At 62.1% G+C, this 21,913-nt stretch carries 20 protein-coding genes; 14 read left to right on the top strand and 6 right to left on the bottom strand.

Translation table 11 applies throughout. The annotated features are described in order from the left end of the window. Positions 1-95: 95 nt before the first annotated feature. From GH983_RS20910 to GH983_RS20900, 3 genes are read left to right on the top strand one after another with little or no spacing between them, the layout of a single operon-like run. Positions 96-1,859, top strand: a complete 1,764-nt coding sequence (locus GH983_RS20910; RefSeq protein WP_371418501.1) for an ABC transporter ATP-binding protein — start codon at positions 96-98, stop codon at positions 1,857-1,859. 18 nt (positions 1,860-1,877) lie between these two features. Continuing rightward, entirely contained in the window at positions 1,878-2,690 is an 813-nt protein-coding gene (dapB, locus tag GH983_RS20905; RefSeq protein ID WP_371418500.1) for a 4-hydroxy-tetrahydrodipicolinate reductase, read from the top strand. Positions 2,691-2,711: 21 nt separating this feature from the next. Beyond that, positions 2,712-3,347: a 2,3-bisphosphoglycerate-dependent phosphoglycerate mutase gene (locus tag GH983_RS20900; RefSeq protein WP_069042601.1), complete on the top strand. Its 636-nt coding sequence runs from the start codon at positions 2,712-2,714 to the stop codon at positions 3,345-3,347. A gap of 70 nt (positions 3,348-3,417) precedes the next feature. On the opposite strand, the gene pcaD is transcribed toward GH983_RS20900, so the two are convergent. Together pcaD and polA are read right to left on the bottom strand one after the other, a co-directional pair. Continuing rightward, positions 3,418-4,212: a 3-oxoadipate enol-lactonase gene (gene pcaD, locus GH983_RS20895; protein ID WP_054149412.1), complete on the bottom strand. Its 795-nt coding sequence runs from the start codon at positions 4,210-4,212 to the stop codon at positions 3,418-3,420. Between the two features lie 60 nt (positions 4,213-4,272). Next, positions 4,273-7,257 carry a DNA polymerase I gene (gene polA, locus GH983_RS20890; protein ID WP_153763391.1) on the bottom strand — a complete coding sequence of 995 codons (2,985 nt, stop codon included), beginning with the start codon at positions 7,255-7,257 and terminating at the stop codon, positions 4,273-4,275. Between the two features lie 440 nt (positions 7,258-7,697). Between polA and GH983_RS20885 the strand changes: the two genes are divergently transcribed. The 7 genes from GH983_RS20885 (at position 7,698) to dnaJ (ending at position 16,658) form a co-directional block, all read left to right on the top strand. Next, complete coding sequence (locus GH983_RS20885; RefSeq protein ID WP_153763390.1) at positions 7,698-8,144, top strand: MarR family winged helix-turn-helix transcriptional regulator; 447 nt, start codon at positions 7,698-7,700, stop codon at positions 8,142-8,144. Between the two features lie 106 nt (positions 8,145-8,250). Continuing rightward, complete coding sequence (locus GH983_RS20880; protein WP_153763389.1) at positions 8,251-9,639, top strand: dipeptidase; 1,389 nt, start codon at positions 8,251-8,253, stop codon at positions 9,637-9,639. Between the two features lie 316 nt (positions 9,640-9,955). Continuing rightward, a complete protein-coding gene (locus tag GH983_RS20875) occupies positions 9,956-10,414 on the top strand; it encodes a YbaK/EbsC family protein (RefSeq protein ID WP_069042604.1) in 459 nt (152 codons plus the stop codon). Between the two features lie 185 nt (positions 10,415-10,599). Then, entirely contained in the window at positions 10,600-12,825 is a 2,226-nt protein-coding gene (locus GH983_RS20870; protein ID WP_153763388.1) for a transglycosylase domain-containing protein, read from the top strand. A gap of 290 nt (positions 12,826-13,115) precedes the next feature. Further along, positions 13,116-15,029, top strand: coding sequence for a molecular chaperone DnaK (gene dnaK / locus GH983_RS20865; RefSeq protein WP_153763387.1), 1,914 nt, complete (start codon positions 13,116-13,118; stop codon positions 15,027-15,029). Next, entirely contained in the window at positions 15,029-15,499 is a 471-nt protein-coding gene (locus tag GH983_RS20860) for a hypothetical protein (RefSeq protein WP_054149406.1), read from the top strand. The genes dnaK and GH983_RS20860 overlap by 1 nt, the downstream gene beginning before the upstream one ends. A gap of 4 nt (positions 15,500-15,503) precedes the next feature. Beyond that, entirely contained in the window at positions 15,504-16,658 is a 1,155-nt protein-coding gene (gene dnaJ / locus GH983_RS20855; protein ID WP_069042607.1) for a molecular chaperone DnaJ, read from the top strand. Between the two features lie 68 nt (positions 16,659-16,726). On the opposite strand, the gene GH983_RS20850 is transcribed toward dnaJ, so the two are convergent. After that, positions 16,727-16,978, bottom strand: coding sequence for a hypothetical protein (locus GH983_RS20850; protein WP_246727450.1), 252 nt, complete (start codon positions 16,976-16,978; stop codon positions 16,727-16,729). A 98-nt stretch (positions 16,979-17,076) separates the two neighbouring features. Here GH983_RS20850 and GH983_RS20845 point away from each other — a divergent pair, with 98 nt between their 5' ends. After that, positions 17,077-17,691 (top strand): TetR/AcrR family transcriptional regulator, encoded by a 615-nt coding sequence (locus tag GH983_RS20845; RefSeq protein WP_069042609.1) that lies wholly within the window; start codon positions 17,077-17,079, stop codon positions 17,689-17,691. Here the strand turns inward: GH983_RS20845 and GH983_RS20840 are convergent. Beyond that, positions 17,685-17,894: a SlyX family protein gene (locus GH983_RS20840; protein WP_054149513.1), complete on the bottom strand. Its 210-nt coding sequence runs from the start codon at positions 17,892-17,894 to the stop codon at positions 17,685-17,687. The genes GH983_RS20845 and GH983_RS20840 overlap by 7 nt on opposite strands. A gap of 79 nt (positions 17,895-17,973) precedes the next feature. Then, positions 17,974-18,261, bottom strand: a complete 288-nt coding sequence (locus GH983_RS20835) for a hypothetical protein (protein ID WP_069042610.1) — start codon at positions 18,259-18,261, stop codon at positions 17,974-17,976. Positions 18,262-18,422: 161 nt separating this feature from the next. Here GH983_RS20835 and recF point away from each other — a divergent pair, with 161 nt between their 5' ends. From recF to GH983_RS20820, 3 genes are read left to right on the top strand one after another with little or no spacing between them, the layout of a single operon-like run. Further along, complete coding sequence (recF, locus tag GH983_RS20830; RefSeq protein WP_054149401.1) at positions 18,423-19,550, top strand: DNA replication/repair protein RecF; 1,128 nt, start codon at positions 18,423-18,425, stop codon at positions 19,548-19,550. 42 nt (positions 19,551-19,592) lie between these two features. Beyond that, positions 19,593-20,351 carry a molybdopterin-synthase adenylyltransferase MoeB gene (locus GH983_RS20825; RefSeq protein ID WP_153763385.1) on the top strand — a complete coding sequence of 253 codons (759 nt, stop codon included), beginning with the start codon at positions 19,593-19,595 and terminating at the stop codon, positions 20,349-20,351. Next, a complete protein-coding gene (locus tag GH983_RS20820) occupies positions 20,348-20,824 on the top strand; it encodes a GNAT family N-acetyltransferase (protein ID WP_153763384.1) in 477 nt (158 codons plus the stop codon). Before GH983_RS20825 ends, GH983_RS20820 begins: the two co-directional genes overlap by 4 nt. A gap of 6 nt (positions 20,825-20,830) precedes the next feature. Here the strand turns inward: GH983_RS20820 and GH983_RS20815 are convergent, their stop codons facing one another. After that, entirely contained in the window at positions 20,831-21,835 is a 1,005-nt protein-coding gene (locus tag GH983_RS20815) for a D-glycerate dehydrogenase (RefSeq protein WP_054149512.1), read from the bottom strand. Between the last annotated feature and the right edge of the window lie 78 nt (positions 21,836-21,913).

The following is a 21,913-nucleotide window of genomic DNA, read 5'->3' as shown; positions in this document are numbered from 1 at the left end:
TGGCTATAGAGCGGCGGCGCCTGCCGAGGCGTGACAGGCAATAGGACAGGACACTCTTTTTGGACGCTCACGATAGCCAGACCCGCCAGCCAGACATGGACAGCGTCTCCGCCGTCCTGAAGCGCGTCATCGCCGAGAACGGGCGGCAGCATGTGGGCGGTTATGCCTTTGCCATAGTCTGCCTGCTCACGGTTGCCCTGACGACCGCATTTACCGCCTGGATCATGGAAGCCGTGATCAACGAGGCCTTTGCCAACCGGCGCGCCGATCTCGTCTGGATCATCTGCGGCTCGATCTTTGCGGCTTTCGTGCTTCGCGGCTTTGCCGGATACGGTCAGGCCGTGACGCTCTCCAGGATCGGCAACAACATCGTGGCGCGCTACCAGCTGCGCCTGTTTTCACATCTGATGTCGCTCTCCATCGGCTATTTCAGTGAAGCTCGGTCCGCACGGCTCGCAGCGCAGATCAACGAGAACATCAACGGGATCCGTGACGTCCTCAACATGACGATCACGTCGCTCGCCCGCGACCTCGTGACACTGATCGCGCTGCTGGGCGTGATGTTCTATCAGGACATTGTCCTGTCGTTGATCGTCTTCACGGTTGCGCCGCCGCTTTTCCTCGGCCTTCGCTACATTTCCCGTCGCCTGCGTAGCGCGACGAAGGAATCGGTCATTCTGAATTCGCATGTGCTCGGGGCCATCCAGGAGGCCGTGCAGGGGATTGCGATCGTCAAGGCCTTCACGATGGAAAGCCAGCTGGAGAACAAGATCCAGTCGACGATCGATGCCGCAGAAGGACGCGCCAACAGGATCGCCCGCCTCAGCGAACGCAACGGACCGCTGACCGAGAGCCTGGCGGGCCTGTCGATTGCCGGTGTCATGGCTTATGCCGCCTATCAGTCGATCTATGGCGGTGTGCTGCCAGGGGCCTTCTTCTCCTTCGTCACGGCCCTGCTGCTCGCCTATGAGCCCGCCAAGCGTCTGGCGCGTCTGCAGGTGTTCATGGAACGCGCCGCCGTCAATGCGCGGATGATCTACGAGATCCTCGACACGGAGCCGAACCAGCGGGACAAGGACGGCGCCAAGCAGATTTCGGTGTCCGAGGCGAAGATCGAGTTCCGCGACGTGACCTTTGCCTATGGCTCGAACGAGCCTGTCTTGCGCAAACTCAATTTCACCGCACAGGGCGGCAAGACAACCGCGCTTGTGGGTCCGTCAGGCGCCGGCAAGTCCACGGTTATTACACTTGTTCCGCGCTTTTATGATCCGGCCGAAGGCGAAATCCTGATCGACGGGCAGAATATTGCCGACATCACGAAATCGTCGCTGCGGCAGCAACTCGCCTATGTGTCGCAGCAACCCTACCTCTTCGAAGGCACGATCCGCGAAAACATTCGCTACGGACGCCCGGAGGCGACCGATGCGGAGATCGAGGATGCGGCACGGCTGGCCAATGCCCATGACTTCATTCTGGCGCAGGCGCAAGGATACGATACGCCCGTCGGCGAAAACGGCATCACGCTTTCCGGTGGCCAGCGGCAGCGGCTCTCGATCGCCCGCGCGCTGGTGCGCAACGCACCGATCCTGCTCCTCGATGAGGCAACATCCTCGCTGGACACGGAATCGGAAGCGGCCGTGCAACAGGCACTCGATGCGGCCATGGCCGGTCGCACCGTGATCGTCATCGCGCACCGCCTCTCGACTGTCGTCAATGCCGACAAGATCATTGTCATGCAGGACGGCGAGGTGGTGGAAGAAGGCACGCATGAGAGCCTTGCACAGCGGCAGGGCGGTCTTTACGCTCGCCTCAACAATCTGCAGGCCGCTCCGAACGGCCAGTTCATCAGCCAGGAATAGACCCGCATGAATACGCCCATGAAGCTCGTCGTCGTCGGTGCCGCCGGTCGCATGGGCAAGACGCTGATCAAGCTGATCAGCGAGACAGAGGGCCTTGTGCTGCATGCGGCAGTCGAACGGGCCGGCTCGGCCGTGCTCGGCCAAGATGCAGGCGAACTGGCAGGCGTGCCGAAGCTCGGCGTTGCCGTGACCGACGATCCGCTGGCAGCCTTCCTGCATGCCGATGGCGTTATCGATTTCACCACGCCGGCTTCGACCGTCGAATTCGCGGCGCTGGCGGCCCAGGCGCGCATCGTGCATGTGATCGGCACCACCGGCTGCCTGTTGGAGCATGAGGAGAAGATCGATGCGGCCGCACGGCATGCGCGGGTCGTGAAGTCGGGCAATATGAGCCTCGGCGTCAATCTGCTGTCGGTTCTGATCAAGCAGGCGGCCCAGGCGCTCGACGCAGCCGGCTGGGATATTGAGGTGCTCGAGATGCACCACAAGCACAAGGTTGACGCGCCTTCCGGCACGGCGCTTTTGCTCGGCGAGGCAGCGGCCGAGGGCCGTGGCATTTCGCTTGCTGATCATTCCGTTCGGGTGCGCGATGGCCATACGGGCCCGCGCGAAGAGGGTTCGATCGGCTTTGCCACGCTGCGCGGCGGCTCCGTCATCGGCGAACACTCCGTGCTGTTTGCCAGCGAAGGCGAGATGGTCACGCTGTCTCACAGTGCGACCGACCGTTCGCTCTTTGCTCGTGGTGCGCTAAAGGCCGCCACCTGGGCCCGGGACAAGAAGCCCGGCCGCTATACCATGCTCGACGTGCTCGGGCTCAACTCCACCCCCTGATCGTCAAGAGAGGAATTGTCGATGACCGGTACCCTCGTGCTCGTGCGCCATGGCCAGAGCGACTGGAACCTGAAGAACCTGTTTACCGGCTGGCGTGATCCTGATCTCACCGAACTCGGTGTGCAGGAAGCCAATGCCGGCGGCAAGGCGCTGGCCGACTACGGCATCAAGTTCGATATCGCGTTCACCTCGGTGCTCACCCGTGCGCAGAAAACCTGCAACATCATCCTCGAAAATGTCGGCCAGACCGGTCTTGAGACGATCAAGGACGAGGCGCTGAACGAGCGCGACTACGGTGATCTCTCCGGCCTCAACAAGGATGATGCGCGCGCCAAGTGGGGCGAGGAGCAGGTGCACATCTGGCGCCGTTCCTACGACATCCCGCCGCCGGGTGGCGAAAGCCTGCGCGACACTGGTGCCCGCGTGTGGCCTTATTACATGACCGAAATCCTGCCGCGCGTGCTGCGGGGCGAGAAGGTGCTGGTCGCAGCCCACGGCAATTCGCTGCGCTCGCTGGTGATGGTGCTCGACAAGCTGACCAAGGAGCAGATCCTCGGCGTCAATCTCGCGACGGGCGTTCCCATGGTCTACAAGCTGAACGCGGATTCGACGGTGGCTTCCAAGGAAGTGCTGGGCGACATGTCCGCCGCGCATTGAGCGTCACCACCCTCCCCGAAATGAAAGAAGCCGCCCATGAGGCGGCTTCTCTCATTTTCAGTGACTATTCTCAGTTCGCCTGCTTGCGCATGAAGCCCTGGATCAGCTCGGCGAGCGCTTCCGGCTGCTCGACCGAGGGGATATGGGCGCAATCGTCGATCACCTCGAAACGCGCGTCAGGCACCAGCTGGGAGCCGGCCTCGACAGTGGCGGGCGGCGTCGAGCCGTCCTGGTCGCCGACGACGAAGAGCGTGGGAACCGTGATGGTCGGCAGGACGTCGGAGAAATCCGTGTCGCGCAGGGCGGCACAGGTCGAGAGATAGCCGGCCTTTGACTGGCGGGTCATCATCAGGCGGTAACCGGCCAGTTCGTCGGCACGGTCGTCATGGAAGGCCGGCGTGAACCAGCGCGCCATGGCGCTGTCGGCAGCACTTTCGATCCCGTCTTTCTCGATGCCTGCGATGCGCTCGGCCCAGATCTCGGCAGAACCGATGCGGGGGGCGGTGTCGCAGAGGATGAGCTTGCGGAACAGATCCGGCCGTTCCTGCCAGAGACCCTGGCAGACGAGACCGCCGACGGAGAGGCCACAGAAGGTGGCCTTGCGGATGCCGAGTTCGTCGCAGAGGGTCGCGAGATCCGAGACCAGATCGGCCATGCCGAAGGGCTTGTCGGCACCGCCGGACAGGCCGTGACCGCGGCTGTCGTAAAACAGGACCGAGACGTCATCGCCGAGTTCATCGAAGAGCGGCAGCCAGATGCGGAAGTCGGTGCCAAGCCCGTTGGAGAAAACGATCAGGTTCTTGGCTTTCGCCTCGCCGATCAGCTCGTAGTGGACGACATTGCCGTTGATGGTGGTGAAGGCCAAATCTTTTACTCCTGTGGGGCCTGCGCCCCGTTGTTGTGGTTCCGGCCAGGCCGGGAATTCTCAGTGTGCCTCGTCCCAATTGTGGGCGGCGCGAGCGTCGACCTTGAGCGGCACGCGCATCGAGACGGCCGGCATGGCGGCATTTTCCATGATGTCCACGATCACAGGCATGGCGGTATCGACCGCCTCGTCCTCGACCTCGAAGATCAGTTCGTCATGCACCTGCAGCAGCATGCGGCAGCGTTCGGCAAGACCGGCAGCCACGAGTGCAGGTTCGATCTGGATCATGGCGCGGCGGATCACGTCGGCGGCCGAGCCCTGGATCGGGGCATTGATGGCGGCGCGTTCGTTGAAGGCGCGCATCGAGGGGTTGGACGACTTGATCTCCGGGTAATGGGCGCGGCGGCCGAAGATGGTTTCCACATAGCCGTGCTCGCGGGCGAAGGCTTTGGTGCTCTCCATGTAGTCCTTGATGCCGGGGAAGCGCTCGAAATACTTCTTGATGTAGTCGCCGGCTTCCGAGCGCTCGATGCTCAGCTGATTAGCCAGACCGAAGGCCGAGATGCCGTAGATGATGCCGAAGTTGATCGCCTTGGCGCGGCGGCGGACTTCCGACGGCATGCCCTCGACCGGCACGCCGAACATTTCCGACGCGGTCATGGCATGGATATCGATGCCGTCGGCGAAGGCCTGACGCAGCTGCGGGATCTCGGCGACATGGGCGAGCACGCGCAGCTCGATCTGGCTGTAGTCGGCCGAGAGCAGCTTGTGGCCCGGCGTCGAGATGAAGGCGGTGCGGATCTTGCGGCCTTCGGCGGTGCGGACCGGGATGTTCTGCAGGTTCGGTTCCGACGATGACAGGCGGCCCGTCGTCGTCGAGGCGAGCGAATAGCCCGTGTGGACGCGCTTGGTCTGCGGATGGATATAGCCGGGAAGCGCGTCGGTATAGGTGGACTTCAGCTTGGTGAGCTGGCGCCAGTCGACGATCTTGCGCGGCAGCGGCGCGCCCTCGGCGGCGAGATCTTCCAGCACCTGGGCTGAGGTGGACCACTGGCCGGTCTTGGTCTTGGAGCCGCCGGGCAGGCCCATGCGGCCAAACAGGATATCGCCGAGCTGTTTCGGCGAGCCGATGTTGAAGCGCTCGCCGGCGAGTTCGTAAACCTCGTCCTCGGTGGCGGCGGCCTTCTGGGCAAGCTCGCCCGACAGGCGGGAGAGGATCTGGCGATCGACGGTGATGCCGCGCTCTTCCATATGGGCGAGCACCGGCACCAACGGGCGCTCCAGACGCTCGTAGATACGGGTGAGGCCTTCGGCTGCCAGACGGGGTTTCAACACCAGCCAGAGACGTAGCGTCACGTCGGCATCTTCGGCCGCATAGGCGGTGGCGCGATCGATGTCGACGAGATCAAAGGTGACGGAGGATTTGCCGGAACCGGCGACGTCCTTGTAGGGGATCGGGGTATGGCCGAGCCACTTCTCCGACAGGCCGTCCATGCCGTGATTGCCCTTGCCGGCGTCGAGCACGTAGGACATCAGCATGGTGTCGTCGAAGGACTGGAGCGTAACGCCGTGGCGCTTCATCACCAGGTAGTCGTATTTGAGGTTCTGCGCGACCTTCAGGACCGACGGATCTTCGAGCAGGCCCTTCAATGCGGCAAGCGCATCCTTCATCGGGATCTGGCCTTCGGCATGACCGCCGCCGAGGAGATCGCCGACACCGGTCTTGTGGGTGAGCGGAATGTAGGCCGCGCGGATGTCCGTCGAGCCGGGTGACAGGACGTTGTCCTGGATGGCGAGCGAGACGCCGACGAGTTCGGCCTGCATGGGATCGAGCGAGGTGGTCTCGGTGTCGAAGGCGACGAGGCCGGTTTCCCGGGCAGCAGCAATCCAGAGCTCGAGGGTCTCGATATCGCGGATCGTCACGTATGCGCTTCTGTCGATCGGCTTGCCGGCGAATGCATTGGCGCGGCTTGCGGCGAGATCGGCGGGTGTCTTGCCGTCGGGGCTTGCTGCCGGAGCCGAAGACGATGCGGCTGACAGCGCCGAGGTCGGCGTCCCGGACGAGGCGGGAACGTCGCCGGCGTCGAGATCGGGCCCGCGGGCGGCGTCACCCCATTCGACCGGAACAACAGCGGCGTCGATGGCACCCGCATCACAATCGCAGACCTCCGCGACGCGCCGGGTCAGGGTGGTGAATTCCATCGCCTTGAGGAAGCCGATCAGCTTTGGTCCGTCCTGCGGCTCCAGCACCAGGTCTTCGAGCTTCATGTCGATCGGCACGTCGGTGCGCAGTTCGACCAACTGGCGGGAGACTCGGGCGAGCTCGGCATTGGCGATGATGTTTTCGCGGCGCTTGACCTGCTTGATTTCGCCGGCCCGGGACAGCAGCGTTTCGAGATCGCCGAACTCTTCGAGAAGCTGGGCGGCGGTCTTCGGACCGATGCCGGGGATGCCAGGCACGTTGTCGGTCGAATCGCCGGTCATCGCCTGCAGGTCGATCATCTTTTCCGGCGGCACGCCCCATTTCTCGATGACGTCGGGAATGCCGATCTGCTTGTCCTTCATCGCGTCGTACATGTGCACGTTCGCGGTCAGGAGCTGCATCAGGTCCTTGTCGGAGGAGACGATCGTCACATCGGCGCCGACGGCCTCGGCCTGGCGGGCATAGGTGGCTATGATGTCATCGGCCTCGAAGCCTTCGGTCTCGATGCAGGGCAGGTTGAAGGCGCGCGTCGCATGACGGATCAGGCCGAATTGCGGGATCAGATCTTCCGGCGGGGCCGAGCGATTTGCCTTGTAGAGTGGATAGATTTCCTTGCGGAATGTCGTCGAGGAGTAGTCGAAGATAACAGCGAGATGGGTCGGCGTGACCCCGACATCTGTATTGCGCGCATCGCGCAGCAGCTTCCACAGCATGTTGCAGAAGCCGGAAACCGCATTGACGGGCAGGCCGTCCGATTTGCGGTTGAGGGCCGGGATGGCGTGGAAGGCGCGGAAGATGAAACCCGAGCCGTCGACGAGGAAGAGATGATCGCCTTTTTTCATGTCGGCATGGATAGCGCGGGGCGGCTGAAACGTCCATGACGGTTTGGGCCGAATGCGGCGAAATCGCTCGCCTTAGCAGGCAGCCCTTTATCGTTGGATCACCGACGGATCACGGGTAAACCATCACGAAAAGCTTACCGATTTGTAATCCCGTCTTCCCTTGAAAAACCACATTCCAGATCACAAATCCTAGTCATCGGCGCCTGATCACGCCGTAGTCTGAAAGAGGCTCGTCCCCCGCCGCTTCAGACTCGGGCAAAGGCCTTATCCCCCTCTCCGGGCCTTTGTCCCCATATTCCGGAGCCGTCGTGGCAGTCCCCCCGCCTAACGCCACGGCGGCTTCCGTTCCCCTCGCATGAAAACCCAAAATTAGTCAGCCTCGGAAATGGATCGCATGCGATCATTCCCGAACGACGAACCACGACGACGTGTCGAGCGCCATGGCCAATGACCGTACGATCCCCGACCGCTCCGAGTCCGCCACTTGGCTGGCGAGCCAGCTTGCGCGCGGGTTCACACGGGCGCTGCAGGCACGGGCGGCCAAGCTCGGCTTCTCCCCGGGACAATTCCCAATTCTGCTCGAGCTCTGGGAAGAAGAAGGGTTGACGCAGCGGCAGCTGCTCGACCGGGTCGATGTCGAACAGGCGACGATCGCCAATACGCTCGCCCGGATGGAGCGCGACGGGCTGATAGAGCGACGCGTTCACCCCAAGGACAGACGCGCGCAGCAGATCTTCCTGACCGACAAGGCGCGGGACATGCGCGAGGAAGCACTGGCTGCCGCCGAAGCGGCGGAGCAGGCCATCTTCCAGGGTTTCCGGCGTTTCGAGAAGGAATTGCTGAAGGAATACATCCGCTGGGCGATCGCGAATGCCCGCAAGCTGTGAGCAGATATTGATGCGCAGTTGAGAAAAATTCGCGGTCAGAACGCCTCGAAACATCAGGAGCTTTGGTCTATCGTCCGCCGCACTTTCAAATTTGCAGGACATGACCATGACCGATCTCTCCCCCATCCTCGCCAAGGCCGACGAGGCCCTGCCGCAGAGCCTCGAACGGCTGTTCGATCTCGTGCGCATTCCCTCGATTTCGACGGATCCGGCCTACAAGGCCGATTGCCGCAAGGCCGGCGAGTGGCTGGTATCCGTGCTCACCGAGCTCGGCTTCGATGCCTCGCTGCGTGATACGCCCGGCCATCCGATGGTGGTCGCCCATCACGCAGCTGAAACGGCCGACGCGCCGCATGTGCTGTTCTACGGTCATTACGATGTGCAGCCGGTCGATCCGCTCGATCTCTGGGAAGACGATCCCTTTGCGCCTGCGATCAAGGAGAAGGATGGCCGCAAGGTCATCATCGGTCGCGGTACGTCCGACGACAAGGGTCAGCTTTTGACGTTTGTTGAAGCCTGCCGCGCCTACAAGGCGGTAAAAGGTTCGCTGCCGGTCAAGATCACCATCCTGTTCGAGGGCGAAGAAGAATCCGGCTCGCCGTCGCTGAAGCCCTTCCTCGCTGCGAATGCCGACGAGCTGAAGGCCGACTTCGCGCTGGTCTGCGATACCAGCATGTGGGATCGCGAGACGCCGGCGATTGCTGCGGCCCTGCGTGGCCTGGTCGGCGAAGAAGTCACCATCATCGCCGCCGACCGCGACCTGCATTCGGGTCTCTTCGGCGGTGCAGCGGCCAACCCCGTTCATATCCTGACGAAGATCCTTGCCGATCTGCATGACGAAACCGGCAAGGTCACCCTTCCGGGCTTCTACGAAGGTGTCGAGGAGACCCCAGCCAACATCAAGGCCTCGTGGGAGAGCCTGGGGCGGACGGCGGAAAGCTTCCTCGGCGAGGTGGGCCTGTCTGTCCCGGCGGGTGAAAAGGGCCGTTCCGTGCTGGAGCTCACCTGGGCGCGGCCGACGGCGGAAGTGAACGGCATCATCGGCGGCTATACCGGCGAAGGCTTCAAGACCGTGATTGCTGCCAAGGCCTCTGCGAAGATTTCCTTCCGCCTCGTCGGCACCCAGGATCCGGCCAAAGTGCGCGAAAGCTTCCGCGCCTTTGTACAGGCCCGCATTCCCGCCGACTGCAAGGTCGAGTTCCATGAGCATGGCGGCTCGCCGGCCATCCAGCTCTCCTATGATTCGCCTGAACTGACCAAGGCGAAGAACGCACTGTCGGATGAATGGCCGAAGCCGGCCGTGATCATCGGTATGGGCGGCTCGATCCCGATCGTCGGCGATTTCCAGAAGATGCTCGGCATGGATTCGCTGCTGGTCGGTTTCGGCCTGACCGACGACCGCATCCACTCTCCAAACGAGAAGTATGACCTCAACTCGTTCCACAAGGGCATCCGCTCGTGGATCCGTATTCTTGACGGGCTCGCAAACGGCTGAGGCCAGAAAAGCAAAAAGGCCGGTCAAAAACCGGCCTTTCCTTTACGTTTCTACGCTTGCCTGCCAGTACATCCGTGGTCAGGGACGGAAACGTGCCATTCGATGTCTCGGATGTTGGCCCACCTTCGTGAACCGCATCCCGGATCTAGATGATCGCTCTGGATGCTTAACAACCGGTTAAGCGTTTTGAAGTTCCTGAAACAGGGTCTCCGCAAACGCTCTATCGCATGGTGATCCAGAGATGGGGATGCTCGACTGCCCTTTCAAGAGGCAAGGGCGCTTGAAAAGCGGATGTGGCTGCGGATAGAGTTTCATCATGAGCCTCGAATCCGTCCGACAGTTCTTCCGGGAAAACGCACCCGACATCTCCGTCATCGTCACCGAAGCAAGCTCCGCCACCGTGGCGCTTGCGGCCGAAGCGCATGGCGTCGAGCCGGACCAGATCGCCAAGACGATATGCCTGAGGATCGGCGAAGACGTCGTGCTCGTGGTCACCGCGGGCACAAAGCGTCTGGACAATCGCAAGTTCAAGGATCGTTTCGGCGTGAAGCCGCGCATGCTCGATGCCGAAGCCGTGGTCGAGGCGACGAGCCATCCTGTCGGCGGAGTATGCCCCTTCGGCCTGCCCTCGCCTCTCAAGGTCTATTGTGATCTCTCGCTCCGGGCCTTCGACGAGGTGGTTCCGGCCGCAGGTGCGACGAATGCTGCGGTGAAGATTGCGCCGGAGCGCATGAGGTCACTGGTCGATGGCGTCTGGGCAGATCTCTGCCAGTAGCTTCACGCGTCGTTCAGAGCTTGTTTACCGGGCTTTAACCACCCCTTAAATCGCCGCAATTACTGTGCAATTGCGCGATCATCGGCTCGACGAGAGTAGATGATCGTCCGAGATTTCTTGAAGCCATTTCCGCGCCTGTCTTCCTTTGGCAGCGCATAACGAGCATCTGGAGCAAGATCACCGCAATGGTGAGCAGAGGCAAATCCCGCGACCGTATTGAACCGAGCTTCGGCGACGAGCGCGAGGACGAGGATTTCCGTCTGGATGCAGATGATCGTGTCATCGGTGGCCGGCCGGTACGCGCCGGTGGCAAGAAGACGGCGGGTGCGGCGAAGCGCGGCAAGTCCGGCAACCAGAGGAGCCGGAAAGCGAAAAGCAGTGGCGGCGGATTTGGGCTTGGAAAGCTGATCTACTGGGGTTTCGTGCTGTCTATCTGGTGTGGCATCGGTGTGGTGGGTCTGGTCGCCTACTATGGCTCGCAGATGCCGAGCGCCAGCAGCTGGTCGATCCCCGAGCGTCCGCCGAACATGAAGATCGTGTCCGTCGAAGGCACCGTGATTGCAAACCGCGGCGCGACCGGCGGCGAAGCGCTGCCGCTTGAGGAAATGTCGCCCTTCATTCCGCAGGCGGTGATGGCGATCGAAGATCGGCGCTTCTATTCGCACTTCGGCGTGGATCCTCTCGGCCTCGCCCGCGCGATCGTCACCAATGTGACGAATGGGCGGGCGGTGCAAGGTGGCTCGACGCTGACGCAGCAGCTGGCCAAGAACCTTTTCCTGTCTCCGGAGCGCACCATCGAGCGCAAGGTGCAGGAAGTGCTGCTCGCCTTCTGGCTGGAGCAGAAATACACCAAGGACCAGATCATGGCGATGTATCTGAACCGGGTGTTTTTCGGCTCGAACGCCTATGGCGTCGAAGCGGCATCGCGGCGTTATTTCAACAAGTCGGCCCGCGACGTGAACCTCGGCGAGGCCGCACTCCTGGCAGGGTTGCTGAAGGCACCGTCCCGGCTCTCGCCGGCGCGCGACCCGGAGGCGGCCGAAGCGCGTGCCCAGGTCGTTCTCCAGGCAATGCTCGAAGAGGGTTATATTACGGCCGACGAAATCAAGACGGCGATGTCGCAACCGCCGACCAAGGCGAAGCGCTACTGGAGCGGTGCAGGCCAGTATGTCGCCGATCTGGTGCGCGACGAGGTGACATTGCTGATCGGCAAGGTGACCGAAGACATCGTGGTCGAGACGACGATCGACATGACGCTGGAGAAGAAGGCCGAGGCCGCACTGACGGAATCGCTTGAGGCTGAGGGCGATAAGGTCAATGCCTCGCAGGCAGCCCTCGTTTCCATCGACGGGACCGGTGCTATCCGGGCCCTTGTCGGCGGGCGGGACTATGCCGAAAGCCAGTTCAACCGGGCGGTCAAGGCAAAGCGCCAGCCCGGTTCGGCGTTCAAACCCTTTGTCTATGCCGCTGCGGTGGAGAATGGCTTGCGTCCGACTTCGGTGCGCAACGATGCACCGATCCGCATCGGCTCCTGGACGCCTGAGAATTATGACCAGAAGTATCGGGGACAAGTGACCGCGACTCAGGCACTTGCCGAATCGCTGAACACGATAGCCGCCCAGTTGGTCATGGAAGTCGGACCCGATCAGGTGATCAAGGTCGCGCACCGGATGGGTATTGAATCGGAGTTGCAAAAGAATGCTTCCATCGCGCTCGGCACCTCGGAAGTCTCGCTCCTCGAACTGACGGCCGCCTATGCGCCCTTCATGAATGGCGGCTACAAAGCGACGCCGCATATCGTACGGCGGATCTCCAAGGCCGATGGCACACTGCTCTACGAGAACAATTATCTCGAGCCGCCGAAGGTGCTCAACGACGGAGTGGTCGCTGCGATGAATGCGATGATGCGCGATGTCATCGATCATGGCACGGGAAAGAATGCACGGCTAGCCGGATGGGAAGCGGCGGGCAAGACGGGCACGACGCAGTCCTTCCGCGACGCGCTGTTCGTTGGCTATACGAGCAATCTGACCACGGGCATCTGGTTCGGCAATGACGACGGACAGTCGATGAAGAAGGTGACCGGCGGAGGGCTTCCTGCCAAGGCCTGGCATGATTTCATGACAGCGGCGCATCAGGGGCTTGCGCCGGCCCCGCTGCCGGGTGGTGACTTCATCGAGCCGGCGCCGGCGGAAGATCCGATGACAATCGGCACGATCATATCAGACGTCTTCCAGGGTGGCGGTGAAGAGCGGTATTCCGGCGATCCCGTCTATGCCGAAGACTATCCCGCAGGTGCTGCTCCCTCGCAGGATGTGACTGGTTCGGCAGGCCCCATACCGCCGGCCGAGGTCGGCGGAGGGCAAGGCACGCGCAGAACCACTCTGCTCGACTTGATCCTGGGACAATAAGGGCCACATGAGGACGGCGAGATGCCGTCGGCCTGACGCAAGGCCGCGACTCTAGTATAGCCGGTCTGTCAAGGACCGAGGGGTGCGGCAAAGCCCATGAAAACGCTGCACCAATCTGTTCTTTTTTACGGGTTTCCAGCGGATTTCCAGCCTTGCAGTCAGAAATTCCGCTTCTTATATACGCGACATAACCGCAGCGGCGCTGCAGTGTATCCCAGACCATCCACGTCGAGGGGCTGTCAGGAATGCCTGATTGGGGTTCCGACGGCCTGCTTCAAGGAGAATATGACATGGCAAAAGTAATCGGTATCGACCTTGGAACGACCAATTCCTGCGTCGCCGTCATGGACGGCAAAGATGCAAAGGTCATCGAGAATTCGGAAGGCGCACGCACCACGCCGTCCATGGTGGCGTTTTCGGACGATGGCGAACGCCTCGTCGGCCAGCCGGCCAAGCGCCAGGCGGTCACCAACCCGACCAACACCCTGTTCGCCGTCAAGCGTCTGATCGGTCGTCGCTACGAAGATCCGACCGTCGAGAAGGATAAGGGCCTCGTGCCGTTCCAGATCGTCAAGGGTGACAATGGCGACGCCTGGGTCGAAGCACAGGGCAAGGGTTATTCCCCGTCGCAGATCTCTGCCATGATCCTGCAGAAGATGAAGGAAACGGCAGAAGCCTATCTCGGCGAAAAGGTCGAAAAGGCCGTCATCACCGTTCCCGCATACTTCAACGACGCGCAGCGCCAGGCCACCAAGGATGCCGGCCGCATTGCCGGTCTTGAAGTTCTGCGCATCATCAACGAGCCGACGGCTGCAGCACTTGCCTATGGTCTCGACAAGACGGAAGGCAAGACCATCGCCGTCTACGACCTGGGTGGTGGTACCTTCGATATCTCGGTTCTGGAAATCGGCGACGGCGTCTTCGAAGTGAAGTCGACCAATGGCGACACATTCCTCGGCGGTGAAGACTTCGACATGCGTCTCGTCGAGTATCTCGCAGCCGAGTTCAAGAAGGACCAGGGCATTGATCTGAAGGGCGACAAGCTGGCCCTGCAGCGTCTGAAGGAAGCCGCTGAAAAGGCAAAGATCGAGCTGTCGTCCTCGCAGCAGACCGAAATCAACCTGCCGTTCATCACGGCAGATGCCTCCGGTCCGAAGCACCTGACGATGAAGCTGACCCGCGCCAAGTTCGAAAGCCTGGTCGACGATCTCGTCCAGCGCACGATCGCGCCGTGCAAGGCAGCCCTCAAGGATGCTGGCGTCTCTGCAGCCGATATCGACGAAGTCGTTCTCGTCGGCGGCATGAGCCGCATGCCAAAGGTCCAGGAAGTCGTGAAGCAGCTGTTCGGCAAGGAGCCGCACAAGGGCGTCAACCCGGATGAAGTGGTTGCTCTTGGCGCCGCCATCCAGGCCGGCGTTCTGCAGGGCGACGTCAAGGACGTGCTGCTGCTCGACGTAACCCCGCTGTCGCTCGGCATCGAAACGCTCGGTGGCGTCTTCACCCGTCTGATCGATCGCAACACGACGATCCCGACGAAGAAGAGCCAGACCTTCTCGACCGCCGAAGACAACCAGCAGGCCGTCACCATCCGCGTATCGCAGGGCGAGCGCGAAATGGCGCAGGACAACAAGCTGCTCGGCCAGTTCGACCTGGTCGGTCTGCCGCCGTCGCCGCGTGGCGTTCCGCAGATCGAAGTCACCTTCGATATCGACGCCAACGGCATCGTCCAGGTTTCGGCCAAGGACAAGGGCACCGGCAAGGAACAGCAGATCCGCATCCAGGCCTCCGGTGGTCTCTCCGACGCCGACATCGAGAAGATGGTGAAGGACGCCGAAGCCAATGCCGAGGCCGACAAGAAGCGTCGCGCCGTCGTCGAAGCCAAGAACCAGGCTGAAAGCCTCATTCACTCCACCGAAAAGTCGGTCAGCGAGTATGGCGACAAGGTTTCGGAAACGGATCGCAAGGCGATCGAGGATGCGATTGCGGCCCTCAAGGGCGCCATCGAAGCCTCCGAGCCTGATGCAGACGACATCCAGGCCAAGACCCAGACCCTCATGGAAGTTTCCATGAAGCTGGGCCAGGCCATCTACGAGTCCCAGCAGGCCGATGCCGGTGCCGGCGACGCAGATGGTGGCAAGGACGACAACGTCGTTGACGCCGACTACGAAGAAGTGAAGGACGAAGACGCGAAGAAGTCGGCTTGATGCAGGGCCACTTCGGACGCCGTTCCAAGACCTGGCTGGCCTTCGGGCCAGCCGCATTTTCGTTGATTCTGGCGACTGGTGCCGTGGCACAGGACAGGGGACAGGTCAGCGCCGTTCACCGCCAGGTGAGCGCCGCCGAGGCCAAGGTGGCCAAGGCGATTTCCGCGAAGGACAGCAATTCCCTTTCCCGCATCGGCAACGATCTCGGCAAGATCATCGAATCGGCGCTTCAAAGGCGTGAGAACGGTGGCGAAGTCTCGTCCTGCGACATGGCTGCGCATTCGCTGGCCTTTGCGGCGGTGACGTCCGCAGACGGACTGATTAGCAATGGCGAAGCACGCACGCTTCTGATGCAGGATGCGATCTTGGCTGCGTCCGACTTCCAGAAAGACATGCAGGCCTGTGACAAGCAGGCCGGCAAGGCGACGGGCAGCCACACGAGCGTTGGGAAAGCTTTGAGAGCTTTGTAAAACCATGGCAAAAGCAGATTTCTACGAGACCCTCGGAGTTGGCCGGACGGCGGACGAGAAGGAGCTGAAGAGCGCCTTCCGCAAGCTGGCCATGAAATACCACCCGGACAAGAACCCGGGTGACGATGAGGCGGAAAAGAAGTTCAAGGAACTCAACGAGGCCTATGAAACTCTGAAGGATCCGCAGAAGCGTGCGGCCTATGACCGCTTCGGCCACGCCGCCTTCGAACAGGGCGGCATGGGCGGTGGCGGCTTTGGCGGCGGCGGCGGCGGATTTGCCGGTGGCGGCTTCTCCGACATATTCGAGGACATCTTCGGCGAGATGATGGGTGGCGGCCGCGGCGGGCGTGCCCGATCGACCGGCGGTCGCGAACGTGGTGCAGACCTGCGCTACAACATGGAAATCAGTCTCGAAGAGGCCTTTACCGGCAAGACTGCGCAGATCCGGGTTCCGACCTCTATCACCTGCGATGTCTGCACGGGTTCGGGCGCCAAGCCCGGAACGCAGCCGAAGACCTGCACGACCTGTCAGGGCTCTGGTCGCGTACGTGCGGCCCAGGGCTTCTTCTCGATCGAGCGCACCTGCCCGACCTGTCACGGTCGTGGCCAGACGATCTCAGACCCTTGCGGCAAGTGCCACGGCCAGGGCCGCATCACCGAAGAGCGTTCGCTTTCGGTCAGCATTCCCTCTGGTATCGAGGACGGCACGCGCATCCGCCTGCAGGGCGAAGGCGAAGCCGGACTTCGCGGTGGCCCTTCGGGCGATCTCTACATCTTCCTGTCGGTGAAACCGCACGAGTTCTTCCAGCGTGACGGGGCGGATCTCTATTGCTCCGTGCCGATCTCGATGACGACGGCGGCACTGGGCGGAACCTTCGACGTGGTGACGCTGGATGGGACTAAGTCGCGTGTGACGGTTCCGGAGGGCACCCAGCCCGGCAGGCAGTTCCGCCTCAAGGGCAAGGGCATGCCGGTTCTGCGCTCGACGCAGGTCGGTGACCTCTACATTCAGATCCAGATCGAGACGCCGCAGAAGCTGACCAAGCGTCAGCGCGAGTTGCTGCAGGAGTTCGAACAGCTGTCTTCGAAGGAGAACAATCCGGAATCGACGGGCTTCTTTGCCCGGATGAAGGATTTCTTCGATACGCTCAGCGACTGAGCGAGCGATCGTCAGAGACAAGATTTGCAAGGGGCGGTCCGAAAGGGGGCCGCCCCTTTTGCATGAGGTCAGGCCAGCAGACGCGGCTGGCGCAGGATGAACCAGGCAAAGTGCCTGTGGATCGCCGGAGCGATACCATAGACGATCGACAGCACCATGATCGGCGCCAGAAGTGCCGTGCGAGCCCAGATCGGCCAACCTTCGGTCAAGGGCATGAGGACGTAGAGAATGGCGGTGACGAAGGGATAGATGACGAGCAGCATCAGCAGGGCAAGGCGATGCTTGGACGGTGTTGGGCGGGATGCAGACGAAGTGGACATGGGAGGCTCCATAAGAACGGTACGTTCCGTTTATATTGAAACGAGCCGTTTCGTTCAATAGATTTTTCTGGTATGGGAATAGCAGAGGAGTAAAGACTGTGACGACAACTGCACCTGACATCACAAAGCGTACATCGATCGGTGCACAGCGGAACCCGGCCAGCGAGGACGCCATCCTGACGGCAGCGGCCGAGATCCTGCGCGAGGGCGGGTTGTCAGCCTTCTCGATCGAAGCAGTGGCACGACGGGCCAAGGCCGGAAAGCCGACGATCTATCGCTGGTGGCCTTCGAAGGCAGCGCTGCTTCTCGATGTGTACCACCGGCAGAAGGGCGAGACCTTCTATCCTGATACCGGAAACGCACGCGGCGACCTGATCGCCTTTCTCGAGACGTTGCTCGGCTTCTGGCAGAGGAGTGGCGGCGAGGTCTTCCGCTCGATCATCGCCGAGGCACAGAGCGATCCGGCGGCTCTGGAGGCGCTGCGCGACTACGCAGTGACGCGCTGCCGGGCAAGCGGCGTGATCCTGGAGCGGGGCGTGGCGCGCGGTGATATCCGCTCCGGCCTCGACATCCCACTCGTCATGGAACTGTTCTCGAGCTTCTGCTGGCAGCGGCTGTTGACAGGTCGGCTCAACCCGTCACGCGATCAGATCGCACACATCGTCGATGCCGTGCTGACCGGCTTTGCGACGACAGGTCGTGACGCTCAGTAATGCGGCGGGCGGGTGATGGCCGGGGCTTCCAGGCCCTGCTCTTCCAGTGACAGGAAGCGCTCCGTGAGCCGATCCAGCTTGGCCCGGGTCTGTTCGACCACCTTCCATTGCTCGGTCAGCTGGTCCGACAGTTCCTCGATGACCCGCGTCTGATGGGCGACGGTCTCTTCCAGACGCGTGATGCGCTCGTCCTGCGTGTCCATGATCTTCTCCATCGTCTCTCAAGCGGCCTAGATGCCGCAAGACGGACGCCCCGTCAAACGTGGCGCTGAAGGGATCGGATCAGCGCTGCTTCTTCTTGCGATACGGCATGGTCATGACGGCAGAGGCGGTCACGGCCGCGGCAAAGATCAGCGCCAGCGGCACGGCCATCATGACCGTCGGAAGCACGGGGTGGCTGGAGCGCGAGAGCGAGGTGCCAAGGCCGCCGAGGTCAAGCCAGACGATGGCAAAAGCGACCAGGAAACCGATTGCTGCACCGAGCGATGCGTTGAGGGCAAGAAAGCCGAGCATCTCCCAGTGGTCGCGTCGGGCTTCTTCGGGCGTGAGATCATCGGAATGCAGAGACATGGCCTGGCTCCAGAGCGGCGGCAATAACGTAAAACTAACGCGTCTGAAAAAGAGTTCCATGTCGCCAAGCGCCGCACACCTCGGCAAGTTCCAGAAAGCGCGCTTGCGCCTTGCCTTCACGACACATTCGGCCTAGCTCAAGGCGACAGCGAATCCGACCGATGACCCAGAAGACACAGATCCAGCGGCTCAAACTCACAGACTTCCGCAACTATGCGCAGGCAGGCCTTGCGCTGGACGGACGGCATGTGGTGCTGGTCGGCGACAACGGGGCCGGCAAGACCAACTTCATGGAAGCGATCTCCTTCCTCTCGCCCGGGCGTGGCCTGCGCCGTGCGGTGCTCTCTGACATTCCGCGTATTGGGGCCTCCGGAAGCTTCACCGTCTTTGCCGCCATTGACGGCATGGCTGGCGAGGCCGATATCGGCACCGGCACAGAGACCACGGAGGAAGGCAACCTCGTCCGGCGTCTCCGGATCAATGGCGGCCCGGCAAAGTCGGTCGACGAACTCACCGACCACCTGCGCATCCTCTGGCTGACGCCGGCCATGGACGGGTTGTTCACCGGCTCCTCTTCCGATAGACGCCGTTTCCTCGATCGGTTGGTCCTCTCCCTCGACCCAGCGCATGGACGACGAGCCAGCGATTTCGAGCGCGCCATGCGCAGTCGCAACAAGCTGCTCTCGGAAGGGCGCTTCGATCCGACCTGGCTGTCCGGCATCGAGCAGCAGATGGCAGCGCTGGGCGTTGCCATGGCGGCCGCACGGCGCGAGATGCTGGGATTGCTCTCCGGCCTGATCGAGGCGGACAGGGAAACCTCCGCCTTTCCATCTGCCTCCCTCGCCCTGACCGGCTTTCTCGATGATCTGGCCGATCTACCGGCGTTCGAATTCGAAGAGCGCTACATCGAGATCCTCGCACAATCCCGCCATCGGGATGCGGCAGCCGGTCGGACATTGGATGGACCGCACCGGGCCGATCTCATGGTGCGACACATCGAGAAAGACATGGACGCCGAGCGCTGCTCAACGGGAGAGCAGAAGGCTCTCCTGATCGGGCTCGTACTCGCCCATGCCCGGCTGGTGGCGACCATGACGGGCTTTGCGCCGATCCTGCTGCTCGACGAGATCGCCGCGCATCTTGACGAGGGCCGGCGAGCATCGCTCTTTGCCCGCATCGATGCACTCGGCGGCCAGGCTTTCATGACGGGCACGGACAAGGCAATGTTTTCTGCACTGGGCGACCGGGCGCAGTTCGTGACGGTGACAGACGGTGAGATCGATGCGTGAGCGCGCTTTTCATCTTCATGTTCGGGTGGCAAGGTAGCGCCCATGGACCCGCTCTCGCCCGAAGAACTCTCCCGCTATCATCGCCATATACTGCTGCCAGAAGTCGGCGGCCATGGACAGCAACTGCTGAAAGCCGCACGCGTGCTGGTGATCGGCGCTGGCGGGCTCGGCTCGCCAGTGCTGCAGTATCTGGCAGCGGCCGGCGTCGGCACGCTCGGAATCGTCGATGACGACGGGGTGTCGCTCTCCAATCTCCAGCGGCAGGTGATCCACGACACGGGAACGCTGGGTGAAATGAAGACCGAGAGTGCAGCGCAGGCAATCGCGCGGCTCAACCCCCATTGCCGTGTCATGAGATACGAGCAGCGGTTCGATGCTGACTTCGCACGCGATTACCTGCCCCGCTTTACGCTGCTGATCGACGGCTCCGACAATTTTTCGACGCGCTATTCGGCAGCGGATGCTGCGGAACTTGCGAAGGTGCCGCTGGTAACGGGGGCCGTCGGGCGCTTCGACGGAACTGTGACAGTGTTGAAACCCTATGAGAGCGGGCCGGACGGGGTGGCGTATCCGCGCTATACCGATCTCTTCCCCGAACCGCCGCCAGAGGGTTTGATCCCAGCCTGTGCAGAAGCCGGTGTCATCGGCGCGCTAACGGGTGTCATCGGCACCCTGATGGCCATGGAGGCGATCAAGGTGATCACCGGGATCGGCGAGCCATTGGTCGGACGGCTGTTGATGTATGATGGGCTTGCGGCCCGTTTCGATACCATCCGCTACAAACGCCGGGCAGGAACATGAGCATCGTCATCCGTCAGATTGATCCGAGCTATTCGCAGTACGAGGAACTGCTGGCGCTGATCATGGCGTCCTTCGCCTATATGGACGGCGTCATCGACCCTCCCTCCTCCGCGCATCGCCTGACCATCGCCTCCCTCACGGACAAGGCCCGTGACGAAATCGCACTGATCGCAGAGATGGACGCAAACCTCGCGGGCTGCGCCTTTCTGCGTCCCGAACCGGATTTTCTCTATCTCGGCAAACTCGCGGTTGCCGCAGAGGCGCAAGGCAAGGGGATCGGCGGACGTCTGCTGGCGGAGGGCGAGGCGATCGCCCAACGCTTAGGCAAACAGGCGCTGCGGCTAGAGACCCGGATCGAACTGACCGGCAACCATGACCGGTTCGGCGCCTGGGGGTTCATCAGAACCGCCGAGAGAAGCCATGCCGGCTATGACCGCCCGACCTATATCGAGATGCAGAAGCGACTGACCTGACGCGGCTCAGTTGCGGTTCGGCAGCACCCTGTTCGGCGGGCGGTGGCCGTCGAAATAGGTTCTGATATTGATGATGACCTTGTCGCCCATATCGATGCGGCCTTCGATCGTCGCCGAACCGGTATGCGGTAGGAGCACCACCTTGCCCTCGTTGGCGAGCTTCACCAGCTTCGGGTTGACTGCTGGCTCGTTCTCGAACACGTCGAGACCCGCACCGGCGATCTTGCCGGCACGTAATGCCTGGACCAGCGCGTCCTCGTCGATGATGTCGCCACGGGCGGTGTTGACGACGTAGCTTGTCGGCTGCAGCAGGGCGAGGCGACGGGCCGAGAGCAGGTGGAAGGTTGCCGGCGTCGAAGGGCAGTTGACCGAAACGATGTCGACGCGGGCGAGCATCTGGTCGAGGCTGTCCCAATAGGTCGCCTCCAACTCGTCCTCGGTCGCCGGACTGACCCGCTTGCGGTTGTGATAATGGATAGACAGGCCGAAGGCCTTGGCACGGCGGGCCACGGCAGTGCCGATGCGGCCCATGCCGATGATGCCGATGCGCTTGCCCCAGATTCGGCGTCCGAGCATCCAGGTGGGCGACCAGCCCTCCCATTCGCCAGGCTTGTCCATCAGCACGCGCGCGCCTTGAACGAGACGGCGCGGCACGGCGAGAATGAGCGCCATGGTCATGTCGGCCGTGTCTTCGGTCAGAACGTTCGGCGTGTTGGTGACGGTGATGCCCTTTTTCGCGGCGGCATCGATGTCGATATGATCCGTACCGTTCGAGAAGCTGGCGATGAGCTTCAGTTGCGGGCCGGCTTCGGCAATCAGGGTTGCATCGATTCGGTCGGTCACGGTCGGCACAAGCACGTCTGCCGATTTGACGGCGGCGATCAATTCTTCGCGCGTGCGAGGTTTGTCATCGACATTCAATTCCGCATCGAAGAGCTCGCGCATGCGCGTTTCCACGGCATCGGGCAGTTTCCGCGTGATATAGACCTGGGGTCTTTTCCTGTTCGTCATGGGCCGCATCGATGCCTTCTTCAGAACTCGTTAACCAAGTCGCGGGATACTTCGCTTCTCAGGAAGGCAATTTCTACC

It is taken from the genome of Agrobacterium sp. MA01, from assembly GCF_009650195.1.
In the GTDB taxonomy this organism is placed as follows: domain Bacteria; phylum Pseudomonadota; class Alphaproteobacteria; order Rhizobiales; family Rhizobiaceae; genus Allorhizobium.
The sequence above is the reverse complement of the archived record's forward strand: the minus strand, read 5'-3'. Positions and strand labels throughout refer to the sequence as shown.